Below are 17,675 nucleotides of genomic sequence, written 5' to 3' on the forward strand. Positions count from 1 at the left end.
CTTTCCATTGGGTCGGCGAGTAAGCAGGACACGCTCGACTCCTCAGGCCATTGCCGAGGCGCGACCTGTCTCTAGATAGATTGCTTCATGTGCCCGGATTCCGCACTGCAGCGTTGCGAGGAAAGAATTTCTTCGTGATACCGAAAGCCGGCGAAAAATTGCTTCATAAGGCGAAAAAAAGCAACATTGATTGCATCTAATTTCTACCAATTCAGTAGATTGAGGCGATCTCAACGGAGGCGGAAATGACCAATCCTCATTTCAGGAAACTGCTCGGCGCACTGGTCGCCACATCTGTCCAGTTCGGCACGCTCGGTTTCGCGTTCGCCGATACCACCATCCTCAATGTGTCGTATGATCCGACGCGTGAGCTTTACAAGCAATTCGACGAAGCGTTCGCCGCCCACTGGCAGGCCGAGACCGGCGAGACGGTGACCGTCCAGCAATCGCATGGCGGGTCGGGCGCACAGGCCCGTGCCGTGATCGACGGCCTCGACGCCGACGTGGTGACGCTGGCGCTAGAAGGCGACATCAACGCCATCGTCGAGAAATCGAAGAAAATCAATCCCGACTGGCGGACCAAATTCGAGAACAATTCGGCGCCCTACACCTCGACCATCATCTTCCTCGTCCGCAAGGGCAATCCGAAAGGCATTCACGACTGGGGCGATCTGGTCAAGGACGACGTCCAGGTGATTACGCCGAACCCCAAGACTTCGGGCGGCGCGCGCTGGAACTATCTCGCGGCCTGGGCCTATGCCAACGCCAAGGATGGCGGTGACGAGGCCAAGACCAAGGAATTCGTCGGCAATCTCTACGCGCATGTTCCGGTGCTCGACACCGGCGCGCGCGGCGCGACCGTGACTTTTGCGCAAAAGGGGCTGGGCGACGTGCTGCTGGCCTGGGAAAACGAGGCCTATCTGGCGCTCGACGAATTCGGCGCCGACAATTTCGATATCGTCTACCCGCAGACCTCGATCCTGGCCGAGCCGCCGGTCGCCGTGGTCGACGCCAATGTCGATGCCAAGGGCACGCGAAAAGTCGCCGAAGCCTATCTGAGCTACCTCTACTCCAAGGAAGGCCAGACGCTAATCGCCAAGAACCACTATCGCCCGTCGAAGCCGGATTTGGTACCGCCCGAGGACCTCGCCAAACTGCCTGAGATCAAGCTGATCACCATCGACGATCCGCTTTTTGGCGGTTGGAAGAAAGCACAGCCTTACCATTTCGGCGACGGTGGTATATTCGACCAGATCTACAAGCCGGCCCAGTAGACCCAGTTAGCTAGACTCTAGATCAGGACGACATGACCACAGCACCCGCCAAGGCGGGGTGGCGGTTCAGACAGCCGAGCGTCATTCCGGGTTTCGGATTGACGCTCGGCTTCTCGCTTGCCTACCTCACGCTCATCATCCTCATTCCCCTGTCAGGGCTGATCTGGCGATCGGCCGCGCTTGGCTGGGCCGATTTCTGGGCGATCGCCACCGACCGCCGCACCATCAACGCGCTTGAAATCAGCTTTGGCACCGCCTTCATTGCCGCCATGGTCAATGTCGTCTTCGGCACGATCGTTGCCTGGGTGCTGGTGCGCTACAGCTTTCCTGGCCGCCGCATCGTCGATGCCATGGTCGACCTGCCCTTCGCCTTGCCGACGGCGGTCGCCGGCATCGCGCTGACCACGCTCTACGCGCCGAACGGCTGGCTCGGCAGCCTGCTGGCGCCGCTCGGCGTCAAGGTCGCCTATACGCCGCTCGGCATCGTCATCGCGCTGATCTTCATCGGCCTGCCTTTTGTCGTGCGCACCGTCCAGCCGATCATGGAGGAGATCGACAAGGAGGTCGAGGAAGTGGCTGCCACGCTCGGCGCCAATCGCTTCCAGACAATCGCCCGGGTTCTGCTTCCGGGCCTGGCGCCGGCCATCGTCACCGGTTTCGCGCTGGCTTTCGCGCGCGGTGTCGGCGAGTACGGCTCCGTCATCTTCATCGCCGGCAACCTGCCCTACAAATCCGAGATCGCGCCGCTTCTGATCGTCATCCGGCTGGAGGAATACAATTATGCGGCGGCGACCGCGATCGCGGCGATCATGCTCGCTTTGTCGTTCGTGATGCTGCTGGTCATCAATCTGGTGCAGACGTGGAGCCGCAAGCGCTATGGCTGATCCGGAGATCAAATCCTACGCACCGCACCACGAAAGCCAGTCGGCGGCAGTGACCGAGAGCCGCCCGGCGAAAGCCGTGCTGATGATCGTGACCTTTGCCTTCCTCGGCATTTTCCTGCTGTTGCCGCTGATCGTCGTCTTCAACGAGGCTTTCGCAAAGGGCATCGGTGCCTATACCGAGGCGCTGACCAATCCCGACACGCGTTCGGCGATCCACCTGACGCTGCTGGTGGCGGCGATCTCGGTGCCGCTCAACATCGTCTTCGGCGTCTCCGCCGCCTGGGCGATCGCCAAGTTCGAGTTCAAGGGCAAGGCCTTCCTGACCACGCTGATCGACCTGCCGTTTTCGGTATCGCCGGTCATTTCCGGCCTGGTCTATGTGCTGTTATTCGGCGCGCAAGGCCTGTTCGGCGCCTGGCTGAAGGCGCATGGCATCGTCATCCTGTTTGCCGTGCCGGGCATCGTGCTGGCCACCATCTTCGTCACCTTCCCGTTCGTCGCCCGCGAACTGATCCCCTTGATGCAGGAACAGGGTAATGGCGACGAGGAGGCGGCGCTGTCGCTCGGCGCCAATGGCTGGCAGGCGTTCTGGTACGTGACGCTGCCCAACGTCAAATGGGGGCTGCTCTACGGGGTCTTGTTGTGCAATGCCCGCGCCATGGGCGAGTTCGGCGCGGTCTCCGTCGTGTCGGGCCACATACGCGGACTGACCAACACCATGCCGCTGCATGTCGAAATCCTCTATAACGAATACAATGCCGCAGCCGCCTTCGCCGTCGCTTCACTGCTTGCCGGCCTGGCGCTGGTCACGCTGGTCTTGAAAACACTTCTCGAGATGCGCTACGGCGCCGAGCTCGCCGCGACGCGCGGACACTGAAAAAAGGGACGGTTGATGGAAGTTCGCGTTGCCAACGTGCGCAAGGAGTTTGAGCGGTTTCCGGCGCTCCACGACGTTTCGCTCGACATCAAGTCCGGCGAACTGATCGCGCTGCTCGGGCCGTCCGGCTCCGGCAAGACGACGCTGCTCAGGCTGATCGCCGGGCTGGAGCGGCCGACGAAAGGCAAGATCTTCTTTGGCGAGGAGGATGCATCGCAAAAGTCGATTCAGCAGCGCAATGTCGGCTTCGTTTTCCAGCATTATGCGCTGTTTCGCCATATGACGGTCGCCGACAATATCGGCTTCGGCTTAAAAGTTCGGCATGGCGCGTCACGGCCGTCGGCGCAGGAAATCCGCCGCCGTGCCTCAGAGCTTCTCGACCTCGTCCAGCTTTCCGGCCTGGAAAAGCGCTATCCGGCGCAGCTTTCGGGCGGCCAGCGCCAGCGCGTGGCGCTGGCCCGCGCGATGGCGATCGAACCGGCCGTGCTTTTGCTGGACGAGCCGTTCGGCGCGCTCGACGCCCAGGTCCGCCGCGAATTGCGCCGCTGGCTGCGCGACATCCACGACGCCACCGGCCACACCACGGTCTTTGTCACCCATGACCAGGAAGAAGCGCTCGAGCTCGCCGACCGCGTCGTGGTGATGAGCCAGGGCAGCATCGAGCAGGTCGGCACCGCCGACGAAATCTACGACACGCCGAACTCGCCCTTCGTCTATGGCTTCATCGGTGAATCGAGCGCGCTTCCCGTCAAGGTCGAGGACGGCCAGGTCTGGATCGCCGACCGCCCGATCGGGCTGTCGGCGCCGCAGGCGCCGCGGGGCGAAGCAACGCTGTTCTTCCGCCCGCACGATGTCGACCTGGTGGACGAATGCAATGGCTGCATCGCCGGCACGGTCGCCGCCAGCCGCCGCGTCGCCGGCACCAGACGGGTGGAGCTCGAAATCGGCGGCGAGCGCCAGCGGGTCGAGATCGAGCTGCCGGTCGACCATCCGGCGGCGCAGAAAAGCCGGGTTGCGTTCAGGCCGCGGCGCTGGAAACTTTTTCCGGCTGCTTGATCCTCTGTCCGGCGCTACGCCAGCCAGTTCTCGACCTTCAGGCCTTTGATCCGGTTGAACTCTCCCATGTTGGCGGTCACCAGGGTGGTGATGCGCAGGATGGCGCTGGTGGCTCTGCCCGCCGGGTTTCGGACCATATCGCTGATAATGTTGGTGTCCAGCATGAACCGCATTAAAACAATTCCTCGGATTTGACAGGCATATCGTCGGTCTCGGGGAAGTCTCCCTCGGGACCGAGCGGCGGCTCTTGCGCCCATTGCGCGAGCAGCGCCGAGAGGCCAGGTTTGCGGACCGGCTCGATGACCAGGCGGTCGCCTTCACGGCTGATCAAGACCTTTTCGCCGGGGAGCTCGAACTCGACAGGAATGCGCACCGCCTGGCTGCGATTGTTGCGAAACAGCTTCGCCTCTTTCGGCGGAGTCTTGGAATGGCGGCGCTGGGGCATAGCGATGGCTCCTTTGTTTTATACCATTTGTAAAATGCCAGACAGTGTCGCGATGCAATCGTTTTGCCAACGCATGGGGACCGCTGCCCAGGTGCCTCGCAAGACTCCGGGTGAAAGAAAATCCTAGCAACGGCCTGGAATGGGAACTTTTTTCTCGCGAGGGCGTGGTGAAGCCGCTCTGCGTGTCTCGTCGCCCACCATGCCTTGCCGCTATGGTTCGGCAATAAGCGCACTGCATTGGAGTTCTGTTTTCATGAAGCGATTTTTGCTTGGCGTCGCCACATTGGCCGGCCTGTTCCTGGCATCCTCCCAAGCCTGGTCGGCCGACAGACTGCTGAATGCGTCCTATGATGTCGGCCGCGAACTGTTTGCGCAGGTCAACAAGGCCTTCATCGCCGAGCACCCCGGGGCGGCCATCGATCAGTCGCATGCCGGGACGTCGGCGCAGGCGCGTGCCATCGCCGAAGGCCTCGGCGCCGATGTCGTCACCTTCAACCAGGTCCTCGACATCGACTTCCTGGTCTCGAAGGGGCTTATCTCCGCCGACTGGCAGAAGGACTTCCCCGACAACGCCTCGCCTTTCTATTCGCTGCCGTCCTTTTTGGTGCGCGCCGGCAACCCGAAGAACATCAAGGATTGGAACGATCTCGTGCGCGACGACGTGCAGGTTATCTTCCCCAACCCGAAAACGTCGGGCAATGCGCGCTACACCTATCTAGCGGCCACCGCCTACGCCAAGGAAGCCTTCAAAGGCGACGATGCCAAGGTGAAGGAATTCGTCACCAAGCTGTTCAACAACGTGCCGATCTTCGACAGCGGCGGACGCGCCGCCACCACCACCTTCGTGCAGCGCGAAATCGGCGACGTGCTGATCACCTTCGAGTCGGAAACGCGCGGCGTCCGCAGGGAGTATGGCGATGACAAGTTCGAGCAGGTGACGCCTTCGGTCAGCCTGCTGGCGGAGTTTCCGGTGGCGATCGTCGACACGGTCGCCGACGAGCATGGCACGCGTGACCTCGCCAAGACCTATCTCGACTTCCTCTACACGCCGCAAGGCCAGGACATCGCCGCCCGCAACGGCCTGCGGGCTCGCGACGCGGCGGTCGCCGCCAAATACAAGGCCGAGTTTCCCGATGTCCGGCTGCTGACGGTCGAAGATGTCTTCGGCGGCTGGGCCAAGGTCCAGGCCGAGCACTTTGCTGCCGGCGGACTGCTCGACCAGACCTATGGTAGCCGCTGAGCCAAGCGATCTTCGAAATTGATAGAAAGCCGGCTTTGCCGGCTTTCTTCGTTTTTCGCGTTCCGGACGGGTGATTTCCCGCACGTTCCCAGCGCGCCGTCCAAAACGTCACGAACAATCAACGTGTTTGTGCCTACTGTACCCTCGGACGGCTTGTTTCGCGAAACTGCATCGCGCGACAAAACGTCATGATTTGCACACAAACAACCGCCAGATGCGGGCGGTTGGGGTTTTCATGAACTGAATCGGGCATGCTTACCAAAAAAGGCAAATACGGCCTCAAGGCCCTCGTGCATCTGTCAGGCTTGCCGGTCGGCCAGCTGGCGTTCGTCAACGACATTGCCGTCGCCAACAACATCCCGAAGAAATTCCTGGATGCCATTCTAGGCGAATTGCGCAATGCCGGCTTCGTCCAGAGCCGCAAGGGCAAGGAAGGCGGCTATCGCCTCGCCCGCCCGGCCTCAGAGATCAAGATCGGCCATGTCGTGCGCGTCCTCGACGGGCCGCTGGCGCCGATCCCTTGCGCCAGCCGTACCCAATATCAGCGCTGCGATGATTGCGACGAGGCGACATGCCAGGTCCGGAACATGATGCTGGAGGTGCGCCATGCGATCGCCGAGGTGCTGGACAATCGCAGCCTCGCCGCCATGCGCGACGCCGACAATGACGATTTTCCAGTCGAACTGACGTCACAGATCTGATCTGGCGTCTTGAAGCAATATCCGCGCCGGCCACCCGCTCATGAATTCGCCTCGAACAGGCTTGTGACGTCAGCGACAATGTCGGCGATCGGGCGCGTTGCATCGAGCGTCAATACATTCTCGTCGGCTGCCGGCGGTTCGAGCGTGGCGAACTGGCTGTCGACCAGGCTTGCCGGCATGAAATGCCCCTGGCGGGAGCCGACACGCTGCTTTGCGGTCGCCGGATCGATTTCCAGGTAGAGGAACAAAATGTCCTGGCAAAAACCGCGCAGACGCTCGCGATAACTGCGCTTGAGCGCCGAGCAGGCGGCGACGACGCTCTGCCCATCGCCGACCGGTCCTGCAATGCGCCGGCCGATCGCGTCGAGCCAGCCTTCGCGCAATGCGTCGGTCAGCGGCTCACCGCTTGCCATGCGCGCGACATTTTCCGGTGGATGCAGCCTGTCGCCCTCGACGAAGACAGCGCCCAATGCTGCCGCCAGCGCTGCGCCGACGGCCGACTTGCCACAGCCGGCAACGCCCATCACCACGACGGCCGGTGCGGGCCGAATGCGATCGCTCTGCATTTGTGCTGTCTTTTCGTCCACGATGCGGGTCAGCGGCTGGCCGGCGCGCGGCCGTAAAGCAGGAGCATGGCGACGATGACGACGCCATAGATGATTTGCCGCCCCGCCTCCGGCATCTGCATGACCGAAAGAATGGATTGCAAAAGCGTGATCAGGATGACGCCCGCGACTGTGCCGAGATAGGAGCCGCGGCCGCCGAGGATCGAGGTGCCGCCAAGCACCACCGCAGCGATCGACGGCAGCAGATAGGCGTCGCCCATCGACTGCGCCGCCTTGGAGGCATAGCCGGCCAGAAGCACGCCGCCGAAGGCGGAGAGCCCGCCGGATACGGCGAAGGCGATCAGCACCACGCGCCGCGTGTCGATGCCGGAGAGGTAGGCGGCGCGCTCGCGGTTGCCGATGCCGTAGACCGTGCGGCCGAAGCCCGTGCGGGTCAGCACGAAAACCATCGCAGCACCGATCAGCGCCCAGATGACGACGGCGTTGGGCACGCCCGGAATGGCAAAGCCGGTCGCCAGATAGCGCATCGCCCGGGTCGCCGAATCCTGTGGCGAGAAGCCGCCGGTATAGACCACCATCAGCCCTTGCGCGACGGCATTGGTGGCGAGCGTGATGATCATCGAGGGAATGCGCAGATAAGCGACGCCAATGCCGTTGACGATGCCGATCGCGACGCCGCAGAAAATGCCGAACGGGATCGCCAGCACCACCCCGAGGGGGCCGTAGGCGGCGGCCGCACAGGCCATCATCGCGCCCGTCGCCACTGACCACGGCACCGACAGGTCGATCTGGCCAAGCAGGATGACCAGCATCATGCCGGTGGCGATGACGCCGAGAAACGACGCCACCTTGAGCTGCTGCAGCAGATATTCCGGCGACAGGAAGCTGCGCGAATAAAGGCTGCCGACAAACAGCAGCAGCACGATGCAGGCAAAGGCGGTCAGCACCGCAGGGTCGGCGCGGCGGATGAATTTCGGCATGCGGCCGGCGATGCCGGCGATGGTCGTTTCGCTCACAGGAACCACTCCAGCCGGTTGCGGACCCTGAACAGGGCGAAGGCGCCGAGGCTGACCGCGATCAGCAGGATGACGCCCTGGAACAGCGGCTGCCAGAGCGGATCGAAATCGAAGACAAAGAGCAGGTCGCCGATGGTGCGGAAGGCGAGCGCGCCGAATATCGCGCCGATGGCGCTGCCCTTGCCGCCGAACAATGAGACGCCGCCGAGCACCACGGCGGCGATCGAGAACAGCGTATAGGCATTGCCGCTGGCATAGGCCGCCTCGCCCGTATAGGTGAAGAAGGTCAGGAACAGCCCGCCGATCGCGGCCAGCAGGCCGGCCAGCGCATAGGCGGCGAACTTGCCGCGGCGGATCGGCACGCCGGACATGTAGGCTGCCATCTCCGAAGATCCTGCGGCATAGGCCGCGCGGCCAAGCACGGAGCGGCTGAACGGCACCCAGACGACAAGCACGATGGCCAGCAGCGCCACCAGGCTCGCCGGCACCACGCCGAACAGCCGCCCGGTCAGCGCGTCGGCAAGATCCTCGTTGACCGAACCGCCCGGGAACGGTCGCAGCAGCAGCGCGATGCCGAAATAGACCGCGCCGGTGGCGATGGTGGTGACGATCGGCTGCAGCCGTCCGTAGATGACGATGGCGCCGTTGATCGCCCCGCACAGCAGTCCGGTGCCGAGCACCGCGACGACGCCGAAGGCGGTCTCGATGCCGGTGCCGATGACCAGCCATGAGGCCAGGCAATTGGTCAGCAGAAAGATCATGCCGACGGAAAGGTCGATGCCGGCGGTGATCACCACCAGCGTCTGCGCCATGGCGACGAAGGCAAGCAGCACGCCCTTGTTGGAAGCCGTCTGCACGACATTGGCGGTAAAGCCGGCCGGATGGTTCGAGGTGTAGATCGTGAACATCACGATGAAGATGCCGAACGCCAGCAGCGTTCCGCGTTGTTCGGCAAGCCAGTAGCGCCAATCCTTCACGCGTCTGCTCCTCGGGCTGGCGTCTTCGCCATGCCTCTGACTTTCATCTCTTCGCCATGGATGTTGAGCGCGCTGGCGATCAGCGCCCGCTCGGTGATCTCGGCGCCGACCAGCTCGCGCTTGACCGCTCCGTCATAGAGCACCAGCACCCGGTCGCAGCAGCCGATCAGCTCGTCATAGTCAGTCGAGTAAAACAGGATCGCCGCGCCCTGGTCGGCAAGCTTGCGCATCAGCTGATACAGTTCCTGCTTGGTGCCGACATCGATGCCGCGCGTCGGGTCGTTGAGCAGGATGATGCGCGGCTGCCGCATCAGCCATTTGGCGATGACGACCTTCTGCTGGTTGCCGCCGGACAGCGCGCCGACCGGGATGTCGAGGCCGGCCGTCTTGATCGCCAGCAGGGCGACCATGTCGTCGATCAGCCGCTGCTCGGCGGCACGGTCGATGATGCCGGCCCTGGACAACCGGTCGAGTGCGGCAAAGGAGAGGTTTTCGCGCACCGTCATCGGCAGCATCAGGCCTTCGGTCTTGCGGTCCTCCGGGATCAGCGCCATGCCGATCCGGTCACCGCGGGCCTTGGCCGGGCTGGCGATCGCCACCGGTTTGCCGTCGATCAGTATCTGGCCGCTGAGGCCGCGCAGCACGCCGAAGAAGGCGAGCAGCAATTCGCGCTGGCCCTGGCCGTCGAGGCCGCCGAGGCCGACGACTTCGCCCGCCTCGACCGTGAGCGAGATATTGTCCAGCCGGTCGGTCCACGACAGTTTTCGCGCCTCCAGTACCGGAGCGGTTATAGCCGGGGCGCGCACCGGCTTCGGTGGGAAAATATGGCTGTATTCGCGGCCGATCATCAACTCGACGACTTCATTGTCGCTCTTCGAGCCGGCAGCATAGCTGGCGACGTTGCGGCCGTTGCGGTACACAGTGCACTGGTCGGCCAGTTCGGCGATCTCGTTCATCCGATGCGAGATGTAGAGCAGCGCCAACCCTTCCGAGCGCAGCCGCTTCAAGACGCCAAAAATCTTGGCGACGTCGGCCGCGGTCAGCGCCGAGGTCGCCTCGTCGAGGATCAGGATGCGCGGCTTCCTGGCAAGTGCTTTGGCGATCTCGACCATCTGCCGTCTTGAAAGCGGAAGGTCCTTGACCAGCGCCAGCGGGTGGATGTCGGCGGCGCCTGCACGCGCCAGGGCTTCTTCCGCGATGCGCCGCTGCGCCCTGCGGTCGATCATGCCGAAGCGTTTCGGCGGATCGGAAATGACGATGTTGTCGGCTACGCTGAGTTCGGGGACGAGCGACAATTCCTGGAAGATGCAGACGATGCCGGCCTGGTTGGCCGCGGCCGGCGACGCGAAGCTCACCTCGCTTCCGTCCAGCATCATGCGGCCTTCGTCAGGCGCGACGACGCCGGCCATGACCTTGATCAGCGTCGATTTGCCGGCGCCGTTTTCGCCGAGGATGGCGTGGATGCTGCCTGGCGTGACCGAAAGCTCGGCCTTTTCCAGCGCCCGCACACCGCCATAGCGCTTGGATATGCCCTCCATGCGGAAGAGCGGAACCGCACCGTCCATCGGCCCCTCCCAAGGCGCTTGTTCACCGGGACCGGCGCCGCGGAATATCCCGCGGCGCCGAGCGATCAGCCTACTGGTTCTCCTTGCTCTGGCCCATGATTTCCTGCGCGGTGAAATTGATGCCGCAGGTCGGGAAGGAGTTGCCGACGAAGAAATTGTCGGACTGGTCGGGGAAATAGTCCTCGCCCTCCTTGAAGTTCGGATCCTCGACGATCGCCAGCGGCAGCTTCACCGCCTGCGGGACGACCTGGCCTTCGAGCGCGGCGATCGCCGTCTTGATGGCGACCGCCACCTGGGCGGGTCCGGTTCCGGCCGACGAGCATTTCAGCCCTTCTGAGGCAAACTTGGCGCAGAATTTGCGGAAGCCATTCTCCGTTTCGCCGCCGAACGGCACGAACGGATGCTTGGCGTCGATCATCGCTTGGACGATGCCGGTGTCGCCGCCCTGCCCGGTGACGCCGTCGAAGGGACCGTTGGTGGCGATCGCGTCGGCCGTAGCCTTTTGCGCGACGCCGTCGTCCCATTTGCCGACGACTTCGGTGACCTCCCACTTCTTGCCTGAAGCGTCGAGGGCCTCATGGATGCCGTTGTGGCGGTCGGTGTCGACCGACGTGCCGGCAACGCCGCGCACCTCGAGGAGCTTGCCGCCATTGGGGATATGCTTGATCAGCCAGTTGGCCCACAATTCGCCAAGGCCTTTCTGGTCGACATTGACGTTGATGGCGTCCTTGGTGTCGAGGATGTTGTCGAAGGCGACCAGCACGACGCCGGCTTGCTTGGCACGCTTGATGACCGGACCGAACGCCGTCGGATTCTGCGCATTGACGACGATCGCGTCATAGCCGGAATCGATGAAATTGTTGATCGCCGAAATCTGCGCCGGCACGTCTTCGCCGGTCGAGACGACCTTGAATTCCTTGAGTTTGGCCGCGACCTCCGGCTGCGCCGCATAGGCTTTTGCCGTCTGCACCATCTGGATGCGCCAGGTGTTGGCGATGTAGCCATTGGCGAGCGCGATGCGGTACGGGCCTTCCTTCTTGGGGAACTTGAAGAACTGCGTGTCGGCGGCCCATGGCGCGAAGCATTCCGGCTCGGCGGATGGGCCTGCGACGATTTCGGGTTCGGCGAGCGCCGACGAACTCAGCATGACGAATGCAGTGGCGGCGACGACGCCACCTACGAGTGACTTGATCATCGATATTCCTCCCAGTTGCAGTTTCTGATTGTTCTACGCGTCTCGCGTGCCTGGCTCGGCACCTCCTGCCTTGCCGTCGCGCTTTCAGGGTGGCCGAATGCCAACCCGATCTCCTCCCTCGTGGCTCAGTAAACCGGAATAAAAACTATCATATTATACATAATAAACAAGCATCAGCTGTCGCTTATATATAATAAACAGACTTCGCTGTTTCGCGAGCTTTCGCCTGGAAATAACTGGTAGCGCTACCATGACGTAGGGTAAAGCGGCATTTCGCGATGCCTGCAAGCGCTTTCAGCGGGCAGTGCTCTCACGACACTTGAGTTCGAAGCCGAGATCGACGACCGGTTGTTGCGACCGCTTGCCTGCAATCGCCGCGAGCGCCATGGCGACTGACAGCCGGCCGATCTCGTAGCGAGGCGTCCGGACGCTGGTGACGGAGGGGAAAGCCACTTCCATCATGTCGAGATCGTTGAAGCCTGCGATGCCGATCGTCTTCGGCACGGCGATCGAGGCGCGGTGGCACTCGAACAGCGCGCCGAGCGCGATGTCGTCATTGTTGCAGAAAACCCCGTCCAGCGTCGGCATCTTGGCCAGCGCGTCGCGAAACAATTCGCGCCCGAGCGTCACGCTGGACGGCACTGGCGTGGTGGTGACAAGCCGCGCGTCGAACAGGCCGGCCGCCTCCATCGCCGCGCGATAGCCGGCCAGCCGCCGCTGCGAGCGCGGGTCCATGCGCGCGCCGATGAAGCCGATGCGGCGATAGCCCATTTCGATCATGTGCTCAGTCGCCGCCCTGCCGCCGTCGAAATGCGAGAAGCCGACCATCATGTCGACCGGATCGGGCCCGGTCTCCATGACCTGCACCACTGGGCAGCCGGCCGTCTCGAGCAGTCTTCGCGAAATTGCCGTCTGGTCGATGCCCGCCACGATCAGCGCCGCCGGGCGCTGCGGGCCGAACACCTGCAGCAGCCGTTCCTCCTCGAGGCCGGAATAATGTGTGTTGCCGAACTGGATGCGGTAGGAGCTGTCCGACAGGCTGTCATAGATGCCGCGCAGCACTTCGGCAAAGACGCTGTTGGTGAGCGACGGCACCAGCACGCCAAAGACCTCGGCGCGCGCCGAAGCCAACGCTCGCGCATTCGGGTCGGGCAGATAGCCGAGCTCATCGACAGCAGCCCGGATCTGGTGGCGCAGATCCTCCGAAACGCGCCCCGGCTCGCGCAAGGCGCGGGAGACGGTGATGGCGCCGACGCCGGCCTTGCGCGCGACATCGGCGATCGTCGGACGGCCGCCGCCGCGGCGCGAGCGCGGTTTGGTCATAGCCTCGTCCCGAACGCGGCGCCCTCGCCGAAGCGCGGCCGCGAAATGCTGTTCAGCGTCTTTGCCACTGTCGCCATGCCAACCCGACTTGCCGCACCCGACTTGCCGCACCCTACTTGCCGCACCCGTCTGGCGTCGCGCAGCCTTACCCCATTGTCAAGCGAACCGGCCAAGACAGTGCCAGCACAGCTACCCCAAACTCGGGTAGCGCCACTGTTTGAATTTCGGCTGTGGGTGGTGAGCGGGCGTCTTGTCGTCCACCGTGCTCAGACTTCTACGCCGTGCGTCGTCCGCTGCGCCACCTCGTGGCATAGGGCAACGCGAACAGATAGAGACCGCTGAGCATGAGCAAGCCGAGCGGGATCAGCGGCATGAGATATACCCAGTAGGCGGGCTCGACACCTACCCCCAGGGTGATGAAGATGGCAGCGACGACCGCCGTAAAAATGATCGACAGCCAGCGGTGGAACTGCCGAATCCACGTGTTCCAGTTCATTTGGGACCTCCTCTGAAGACGAGTTGAAGCGGATCGGTCGACCCGCTTGGCGGGCCTTTCTTGCTACCTTGTTTCGTTGACAGATTTCTTGTTGGGCATTGCGTTTCGCGCGCAGATGCCTATGGCGCCGGCACGGCTATTCTATCCGCGACAGGACCTGCTCCAGGTTCGCAAAGAACCGCTGCCACCCGTGTTGGGCGCCCTGATAGTACTGCTGCTGATCCGGCCGGAAGCCCAACTGCTCCATGCGCAGATGGGTCCCCGTGCTCGTAGGGGTGAGCGTCCACGTGACGACGCTCCTGAGATCCTTGGTATCCCACGTGTAAGACAGCGTCTTGTTGGGCTCGACTGCCTGGACCTGACAGTCGACCGTCCCCCAGTCCGCGCTCAGATTGAAACGGTGCCCCTCGTCTGGCTTGAAATCGTTCTTCATCAGCCACTCCTCGATCAAATGTGATTGGGTGAGCGCGCGCCAGATCTTTTCCGGCGGAAAAGCGACCTCCCGTTCAACAATGACGGCGCGCGTTTCGGTCTCGGTATTGGTCATTGGTCCATCCTTTTGAGCAGATCTTCGAGGTTATCGAACCGGCTTTGCCAGAACCCAGCCATTTGGTTTGTCCAGTCGATCAGCGGCGCCAGGGCGCCAAGCTCCGCGCTGTAGTGCGTGTTGCGGCCTTCGTGGCGATCGCGCACCAACCCGGCCTGCTTCAGCACCCCAAGATGCTTTGACACGGCCGGTTGCGAGACCCCGGCCCGAGCGGTCAGGGCCGCGACGGTCTGGTCGCCGTCGCGACACAGCCGCTCGAAGATGGCCCGTCGCGTCGGATCGGCAAGCGTTTTGAAGAGGATCTCGTGGGGCTGTGACATATGGCGATCGATAACTCTCTGGCTATTGGAAACCAATAACCGCCGAGATATGTGATAGTCAAGCAGGAACGTGGCCGGCATCCGCGTCACAGGGGCCACCGCTATGTCTCTTCCATCGCTCCGGCCAGGGGCAGGCCAGCGGGGAAGGTGCTCAGGCCATCGCCGCGGCGCTGCGCCGTGCCTTCCACAGCAGCAGCACCATGGCCGCTATGTTCAGCAGGTTCCAGGCGATGCCGTTGAGGAACGCGGCGGCGTAGGAGCCGGTCAGATCGTAGATCCAGCCCGACATCCAGCCGCCGATTGCCATGCCGAAGATGGTTGCCATGATTACGATGCCGACGCGCTGGCCGGCCTCTTTGGCGGGCATGTATTCGCGCACGATGATGGCATAGCAAGGCACGATGCCGCCCTGCGACAGGCCGAAGACCAGCGAGACGACGTAAAGCGACGCGAGCCCGTCGAAGGGGATGTAGAACAGCAGCGACAGGGCTTGCAGCACCGAGCCGATCAGCAGGGTTTTCACGCCGCCGATGCGATCGGCAAGGAAGCCGGACGCCAGCCGGCTGACGACGCCCGCCGCCATCATGATCGACAGCATGTCGGCGCCGCGCGCCACGCCGTAGCCGAGATCCATGCAATAGGCGACGATATGGACCTGCGGCATCGACATCGCCACGCAGCAGCCAAGGCCGGCGACGACGAGCAACACCTGCAGCGCTGCCGGTGACAGCGTGATCGGCTGGACCGGCCGGCTGCCAGATGAACCGGGAGCGGCGGCATGTGGTGCGCCGCGCCTGAGCAGCATGATCAGCGGCAGCATGGTGGCGAGGCAGACGACGCCGATCGCGGCATAGGTGAAGCGCCAGCCCTCGCTCTGTATGACGTAGGGCATTGCCAACGGCCAGATCACCCCGGCGAGATAGCTGCCGGCGGCGGCAGCCGTCACCGCGACGCCGCGGCGGCGGTTGAACCAGTGCGAGATGTCGGCGATCAGCGGCCCGAAAATCGCCGACGTGCCGACGCCGATCAAAAGTCCCTGGACAAGGGTGAACTGCAGGATCGAAGTGGTCAGCGACGCCAGCAGGAACCCGGTACCGAGCGTCACCGAGGCAATGAGCGCCGGTATCCAGTAGCCGATGCGGTCGATGGCGCGGCCAACCAGCACATTGCCGACGGCGAAGCCGATCATGGTCGCGGTATAGGGCGTCGAAGCGGCGGCGCGATCGACGCCGAATTCGGCCTGCATGGCGGGCAGCACCACGACCACCGCCCACATGCCGACACCGCCGATCGTCGCCAGCAGCATCGAGATGCCGAGCCGCAGCCAGGCATAGGCGCTGTCTATGCCGGGGCTGCTGGCCTGGCTGGAGGCGGTTGTGGTCAAGGCGTTTCCTGTCCGCGGTTGTGCGCAAGTCGACGGGTTCGACACCACTATCGGGACATTGGCGGCGCCGTGCAGCGCCACATCGCGCAATTCCGTGGCTCCAGGGATTTGAGCTGGAGTGGAACGTGGCCGCCGTCCCGGAGTTTTTCATCAGACTTAGCAATGGAAGGAGCTTGTCATGACCGCGAAAAGGAAATGGTCGGCCGAGGTCACCGAGCACAGCGATGCGCTCGACCTCGAGGACCATATCTTCGAATCCCACGACCCCAGGAAGATCGCAGCCTCGTTGAAGCGATCGGCCGAGCACAGCGACCGGCGCAAGGGCGAGCCGTTCCAGTCCGCCATGTCGATGCTGAATTTTTACATCAACCGCGCCGGCACGAACCTGCCGGCCAAGCAGAAGAAAGTGCTGGAGGATGCCAAAAACGAACTGCGCGCCGCGTTTGGGCGCCCGAGAGAACAGTGAGCAAGGAGCCAAGCGAGGCGGCGCAGACGCTGGGAGCCATTCCGTGACAGCCGCCGAAGAATGCAACGGCTCAGAATAAAAGCGCTCTGTAGCGATCCTTCGCGCCCCCCTCTGTCCTGCCCTCTTTGCCAAGACTCGACATCTCCCCCACTTGGGGGAGATCGGCAGCTTCGCGGACAGCGTCCGCAAGGTTGGTGATTGGCGAAATCAGTGATGAAGCCAATCTCCCTCCTTGTGGGGAGATGTCCGGCAGGACAGAGGGGGCGCTGTCCCTCCGCGATCAAAGGTCCCGCACCGCAGCAGTGCTCCAAGGTAACGGCATGGATCCTGGGGTCTGCGCGGCGTCGCTTCGCTCCTTGCTTCGCCCCAGGATGACGAAGGCATGGGACCCTGCGGCTAATCTCAAATCTTGGAGATTGGCGGCTGTGGCCCGGCGGCGATTGCGAACGGGGAGATTGCGGACGGCGAGATTGCGAACGGCGAAGAAAGCTCGAGATGAAGCGCTGCAGTGGTCCGGCGCGCTTTTCAGCGCGACTTGATGACGCTATCTGTATTGGCCAACAGCTTGCGCACCGCGTTGCGTGCCGCATCCGGCCGCTGCAGGCGGATGTTCTTTTCGATCGCCTCGTGCAGCTTCTGCGCGTGCTGCAGATCGTCCAGTTCCCGCGTCGTATAGGCAAACAGATGATCGAACGCCGATTCGATCAGCACGCCGAGCGGCACCAGGAGGTCGTTGCCGGAGGCGCGCAGGATCGCCAGATGAAAACGGGTGTCGGCACGGGTCCGCTCCTGCAGCGTCGCCGCCGCGCCCATCTCCCGGCAGGCCCGGCTGATCTCGGCCATCTGCTCGTCTGTGCGCCGCATCGCAGCAAAGGCGGTCGCTTCCGGCTCGATGATGTGGCGGAACTCCTGCACCGTCTTCAGGAACACCTCGCGGTCGGGCGAGGTCGCGTACCAGGCCAGCACGTCGCGGTCGAGCAGGTTCCAGCGCTCTTTCGGCTCGACCCAGCTGCCGATCTTTGGACGCGACGCCAAAAGGCTCTTGGCCATCAGCATTTTTATCGCTTCGCGCACCGCCGAGCGGCTGACGTCGAAAGTCTCGGACCATTTGGCCTCGTTGGGCAGGATGGTTCCCGGCGGATAGTCGCCGCGCACGATCCTGAGACCGATTTCGTTGGCCAGCGACGCATGCACGCTCGCCCCAGGCATGCGCGCCGTATCGGCACGGCGAACGGCAGCCGGGCGCTCGGCGGACGCCGCCTTGGCCGGTGTATTTCGCTTATTCGGCTTGCCGTCCCGCATGCGTTCACAAAGTCCGGATTGCGAAAGCTGTCAAGCACCGG

At 63.3% G+C, this 17,675-nt stretch carries 20 protein-coding genes; 7 read left to right on the forward strand and 13 right to left on the reverse strand.

Annotation, left to right across the window (positions count from 1 at the left end):
* Positions 1–245 precede the first annotated feature (245 nt).
* Genes M727_RS0121000 through M727_RS0121015 form a run of 4 tightly spaced genes read left to right on the forward strand, consistent with a single transcriptional unit; the run spans position 246 to position 4,091 of the window.
* Positions 246–1,274 carry a sulfate ABC transporter substrate-binding protein gene (locus M727_RS0121000; RefSeq protein WP_027154316.1) on the forward strand — a complete coding sequence of 343 codons (1,029 nt, stop codon included), beginning with the start codon at positions 246–248 and terminating at the stop codon, positions 1,272–1,274.
* Between the two features lie 32 nt (positions 1,275–1,306).
* Positions 1,307–2,158, forward strand: coding sequence for a sulfate ABC transporter permease subunit CysT (gene cysT / locus M727_RS0121005; RefSeq protein ID WP_027154317.1), 852 nt, complete (start codon positions 1,307–1,309; stop codon positions 2,156–2,158).
* Positions 2,151–3,035: a sulfate ABC transporter permease subunit CysW gene (gene cysW, locus M727_RS0121010; RefSeq protein WP_023798668.1), complete on the forward strand. Its 885-nt coding sequence runs from the start codon at positions 2,151–2,153 to the stop codon at positions 3,033–3,035. Before cysT ends, cysW begins: the two co-directional genes overlap by 8 nt.
* Positions 3,036–3,050: 15 nt before the next feature.
* Positions 3,051–4,091 (forward strand): sulfate/molybdate ABC transporter ATP-binding protein, encoded by a 1,041-nt coding sequence (locus tag M727_RS0121015; RefSeq protein WP_023798667.1) that lies wholly within the window; start codon positions 3,051–3,053, stop codon positions 4,089–4,091.
* Between the two features lie 14 nt (positions 4,092–4,105).
* Here M727_RS0121015 and M727_RS42405 read toward each other — a convergent pair whose 3' ends face one another.
* Positions 4,106–4,264, reverse strand: coding sequence for a hypothetical protein (locus M727_RS42405; protein WP_198032668.1), 159 nt, complete (start codon positions 4,262–4,264; stop codon positions 4,106–4,108).
* A complete protein-coding gene (locus M727_RS0121025) occupies positions 4,264–4,536 on the reverse strand; it encodes an AbrB/MazE/SpoVT family DNA-binding domain-containing protein (protein WP_027154318.1) in 273 nt (90 codons plus the stop codon). Before M727_RS0121025 ends, M727_RS42405 begins: the two co-directional genes overlap by 1 nt.
* 253 nt (positions 4,537–4,789) lie before the next feature.
* Here M727_RS0121025 and M727_RS0121030 point away from each other — a divergent pair, with 253 nt between their 5' ends.
* Both M727_RS0121030 and M727_RS0121035 read left to right on the forward strand, forming a co-directional pair.
* Positions 4,790–5,776, forward strand: a complete 987-nt coding sequence (locus tag M727_RS0121030) for a sulfate ABC transporter substrate-binding protein (RefSeq protein ID WP_027154319.1) — start codon at positions 4,790–4,792, stop codon at positions 5,774–5,776.
* Positions 5,777–6,027: 251 nt separating this feature from the next.
* A complete protein-coding gene (locus M727_RS0121035; protein WP_027154320.1) occupies positions 6,028–6,477 on the forward strand; it encodes an Rrf2 family transcriptional regulator in 450 nt (149 codons plus the stop codon).
* Positions 6,478–6,515: 38 nt separating this feature from the next.
* Here M727_RS0121035 and M727_RS0121040 read toward each other — a convergent pair whose 3' ends face one another.
* From M727_RS0121040 to M727_RS0121085, 10 genes are all read right to left on the reverse strand, one after another.
* On the reverse strand, positions 6,516–7,043 hold the full coding sequence (locus M727_RS0121040; RefSeq protein ID WP_051505672.1) for a gluconokinase: 528 nt from the start codon (positions 7,041–7,043) through the stop codon (positions 6,516–6,518).
* Positions 7,044–7,072: 29 nt separating this feature from the next.
* Positions 7,073–8,059 carry an ABC transporter permease gene (locus tag M727_RS0121045; protein WP_027154322.1) on the reverse strand — a complete coding sequence of 329 codons (987 nt, stop codon included), beginning with the start codon at positions 8,057–8,059 and terminating at the stop codon, positions 7,073–7,075.
* Positions 8,056–9,036 (reverse strand): ABC transporter permease, encoded by a 981-nt coding sequence (locus M727_RS0121050; protein ID WP_023798662.1) that lies wholly within the window; start codon positions 9,034–9,036, stop codon positions 8,056–8,058. The genes M727_RS0121045 and M727_RS0121050 overlap by 4 nt, the downstream gene beginning before the upstream one ends.
* On the reverse strand, positions 9,033–10,601 hold the full coding sequence (locus M727_RS0121055; protein ID WP_027154323.1) for a sugar ABC transporter ATP-binding protein: 1,569 nt from the start codon (positions 10,599–10,601) through the stop codon (positions 9,033–9,035). Before M727_RS0121055 ends, M727_RS0121050 begins: the two co-directional genes overlap by 4 nt.
* 70 nt (positions 10,602–10,671) lie before the next feature.
* Positions 10,672–11,796, reverse strand: a complete 1,125-nt coding sequence (locus M727_RS0121060) for a sugar ABC transporter substrate-binding protein (RefSeq protein WP_027154324.1) — start codon at positions 11,794–11,796, stop codon at positions 10,672–10,674.
* 294 nt (positions 11,797–12,090) lie between these two features.
* Positions 12,091–13,119, reverse strand: a complete 1,029-nt coding sequence (locus M727_RS0121065) for a LacI family DNA-binding transcriptional regulator (RefSeq protein WP_027154325.1) — start codon at positions 13,117–13,119, stop codon at positions 12,091–12,093.
* A gap of 274 nt (positions 13,120–13,393) precedes the next feature.
* On the reverse strand, positions 13,394–13,615 hold the full coding sequence (locus M727_RS0121070; protein ID WP_027154326.1) for a hypothetical protein: 222 nt from the start codon (positions 13,613–13,615) through the stop codon (positions 13,394–13,396).
* Positions 13,616–13,751: 136 nt separating this feature from the next.
* Positions 13,752–14,162 (reverse strand): SRPBCC domain-containing protein, encoded by a 411-nt coding sequence (locus tag M727_RS0121075; RefSeq protein ID WP_027154327.1) that lies wholly within the window; start codon positions 14,160–14,162, stop codon positions 13,752–13,754.
* Positions 14,159–14,482 carry a metalloregulator ArsR/SmtB family transcription factor gene (locus M727_RS0121080; protein ID WP_023798656.1) on the reverse strand — a complete coding sequence of 108 codons (324 nt, stop codon included), beginning with the start codon at positions 14,480–14,482 and terminating at the stop codon, positions 14,159–14,161. Before M727_RS0121080 ends, M727_RS0121075 begins: the two co-directional genes overlap by 4 nt.
* A 151-nt stretch (positions 14,483–14,633) precedes the next feature.
* The gene (locus M727_RS0121085) at positions 14,634–15,866 is read right to left on the reverse strand and encodes an MFS transporter (protein ID WP_027154328.1); all 1,233 of its coding nucleotides are present in this window, start codon (positions 15,864–15,866) and stop codon (positions 14,634–14,636) included.
* 178 nt (positions 15,867–16,044) lie between these two features.
* Between M727_RS0121085 and M727_RS0121090 the strand changes: the two genes are divergently transcribed.
* Positions 16,045–16,332 (forward strand): DUF3175 domain-containing protein, encoded by a 288-nt coding sequence (locus M727_RS0121090; RefSeq protein ID WP_027154329.1) that lies wholly within the window; start codon positions 16,045–16,047, stop codon positions 16,330–16,332.
* A 525-nt stretch (positions 16,333–16,857) separates the two neighbouring features.
* Here M727_RS0121090 and M727_RS0121095 read toward each other — a convergent pair.
* A complete protein-coding gene (locus M727_RS0121095; protein ID WP_027154330.1) occupies positions 16,858–17,634 on the reverse strand; it encodes a FadR/GntR family transcriptional regulator in 777 nt (258 codons plus the stop codon).
* Positions 17,635–17,675 lie beyond the last annotated feature (41 nt).

The organism is Mesorhizobium sp. WSM2561, from assembly GCF_000513915.1.
In the GTDB taxonomy this organism is placed as follows: Bacteria; Pseudomonadota; Alphaproteobacteria; order Rhizobiales; family Rhizobiaceae; genus Mesorhizobium; species Mesorhizobium muleiense.

Coding starts and splice junctions, on each gene's coding strand:
- M727_RS0121000 (WP_027154316.1), top strand. CDS start 246: ATGACCAATCCTCATTTCAGGAAACTGCTCGGCGCACTGGTCGCCACA.
- cysT (WP_027154317.1), top strand. CDS start 1,307: ATGACCACAGCACCCGCCAAGGCGGGGTGGCGGTTCAGACAGCCGAGC.
- cysW (WP_023798668.1), top strand. CDS start 2,151: ATGGCTGATCCGGAGATCAAATCCTACGCACCGCACCACGAAAGCCAG.
- M727_RS0121015 (WP_023798667.1), top strand. CDS start 3,051: ATGGAAGTTCGCGTTGCCAACGTGCGCAAGGAGTTTGAGCGGTTTCCG.
- M727_RS42405 (WP_198032668.1), bottom strand. CDS start 4,264: ATGCGGTTCATGCTGGACACCAACATTATCAGCGATATGGTCCGAAAC.
- M727_RS0121025 (WP_027154318.1), bottom strand. CDS start 4,536: ATGCCCCAGCGCCGCCATTCCAAGACTCCGCCGAAAGAGGCGAAGCTG.
- M727_RS0121030 (WP_027154319.1), top strand. CDS start 4,790: ATGAAGCGATTTTTGCTTGGCGTCGCCACATTGGCCGGCCTGTTCCTG.
- M727_RS0121035 (WP_027154320.1), top strand. CDS start 6,028: ATGCTTACCAAAAAAGGCAAATACGGCCTCAAGGCCCTCGTGCATCTG.
- M727_RS0121040 (WP_051505672.1), bottom strand. CDS start 7,043: ATGCAGAGCGATCGCATTCGGCCCGCACCGGCCGTCGTGGTGATGGGC.
- M727_RS0121055 (WP_027154323.1), bottom strand. CDS start 10,601: ATGGACGGTGCGGTTCCGCTCTTCCGCATGGAGGGCATATCCAAGCGC.
- M727_RS0121060 (WP_027154324.1), bottom strand. CDS start 11,796: ATGATCAAGTCACTCGTAGGTGGCGTCGTCGCCGCCACTGCATTCGTC.
- M727_RS0121065 (WP_027154325.1), bottom strand. CDS start 13,119: ATGACCAAACCGCGCTCGCGCCGCGGCGGCGGCCGTCCGACGATCGCC.
- M727_RS0121070 (WP_027154326.1), bottom strand. CDS start 13,615: ATGAACTGGAACACGTGGATTCGGCAGTTCCACCGCTGGCTGTCGATC.
- M727_RS0121075 (WP_027154327.1), bottom strand. CDS start 14,162: ATGACCAATACCGAGACCGAAACGCGCGCCGTCATTGTTGAACGGGAG.
- M727_RS0121080 (WP_023798656.1), bottom strand. CDS start 14,482: ATGTCACAGCCCCACGAGATCCTCTTCAAAACGCTTGCCGATCCGACG.
- M727_RS0121090 (WP_027154329.1), top strand. CDS start 16,045: ATGACCGCGAAAAGGAAATGGTCGGCCGAGGTCACCGAGCACAGCGAT.
- M727_RS0121095 (WP_027154330.1), bottom strand. CDS start 17,634: ATGCGGGACGGCAAGCCGAATAAGCGAAATACACCGGCCAAGGCGGCG.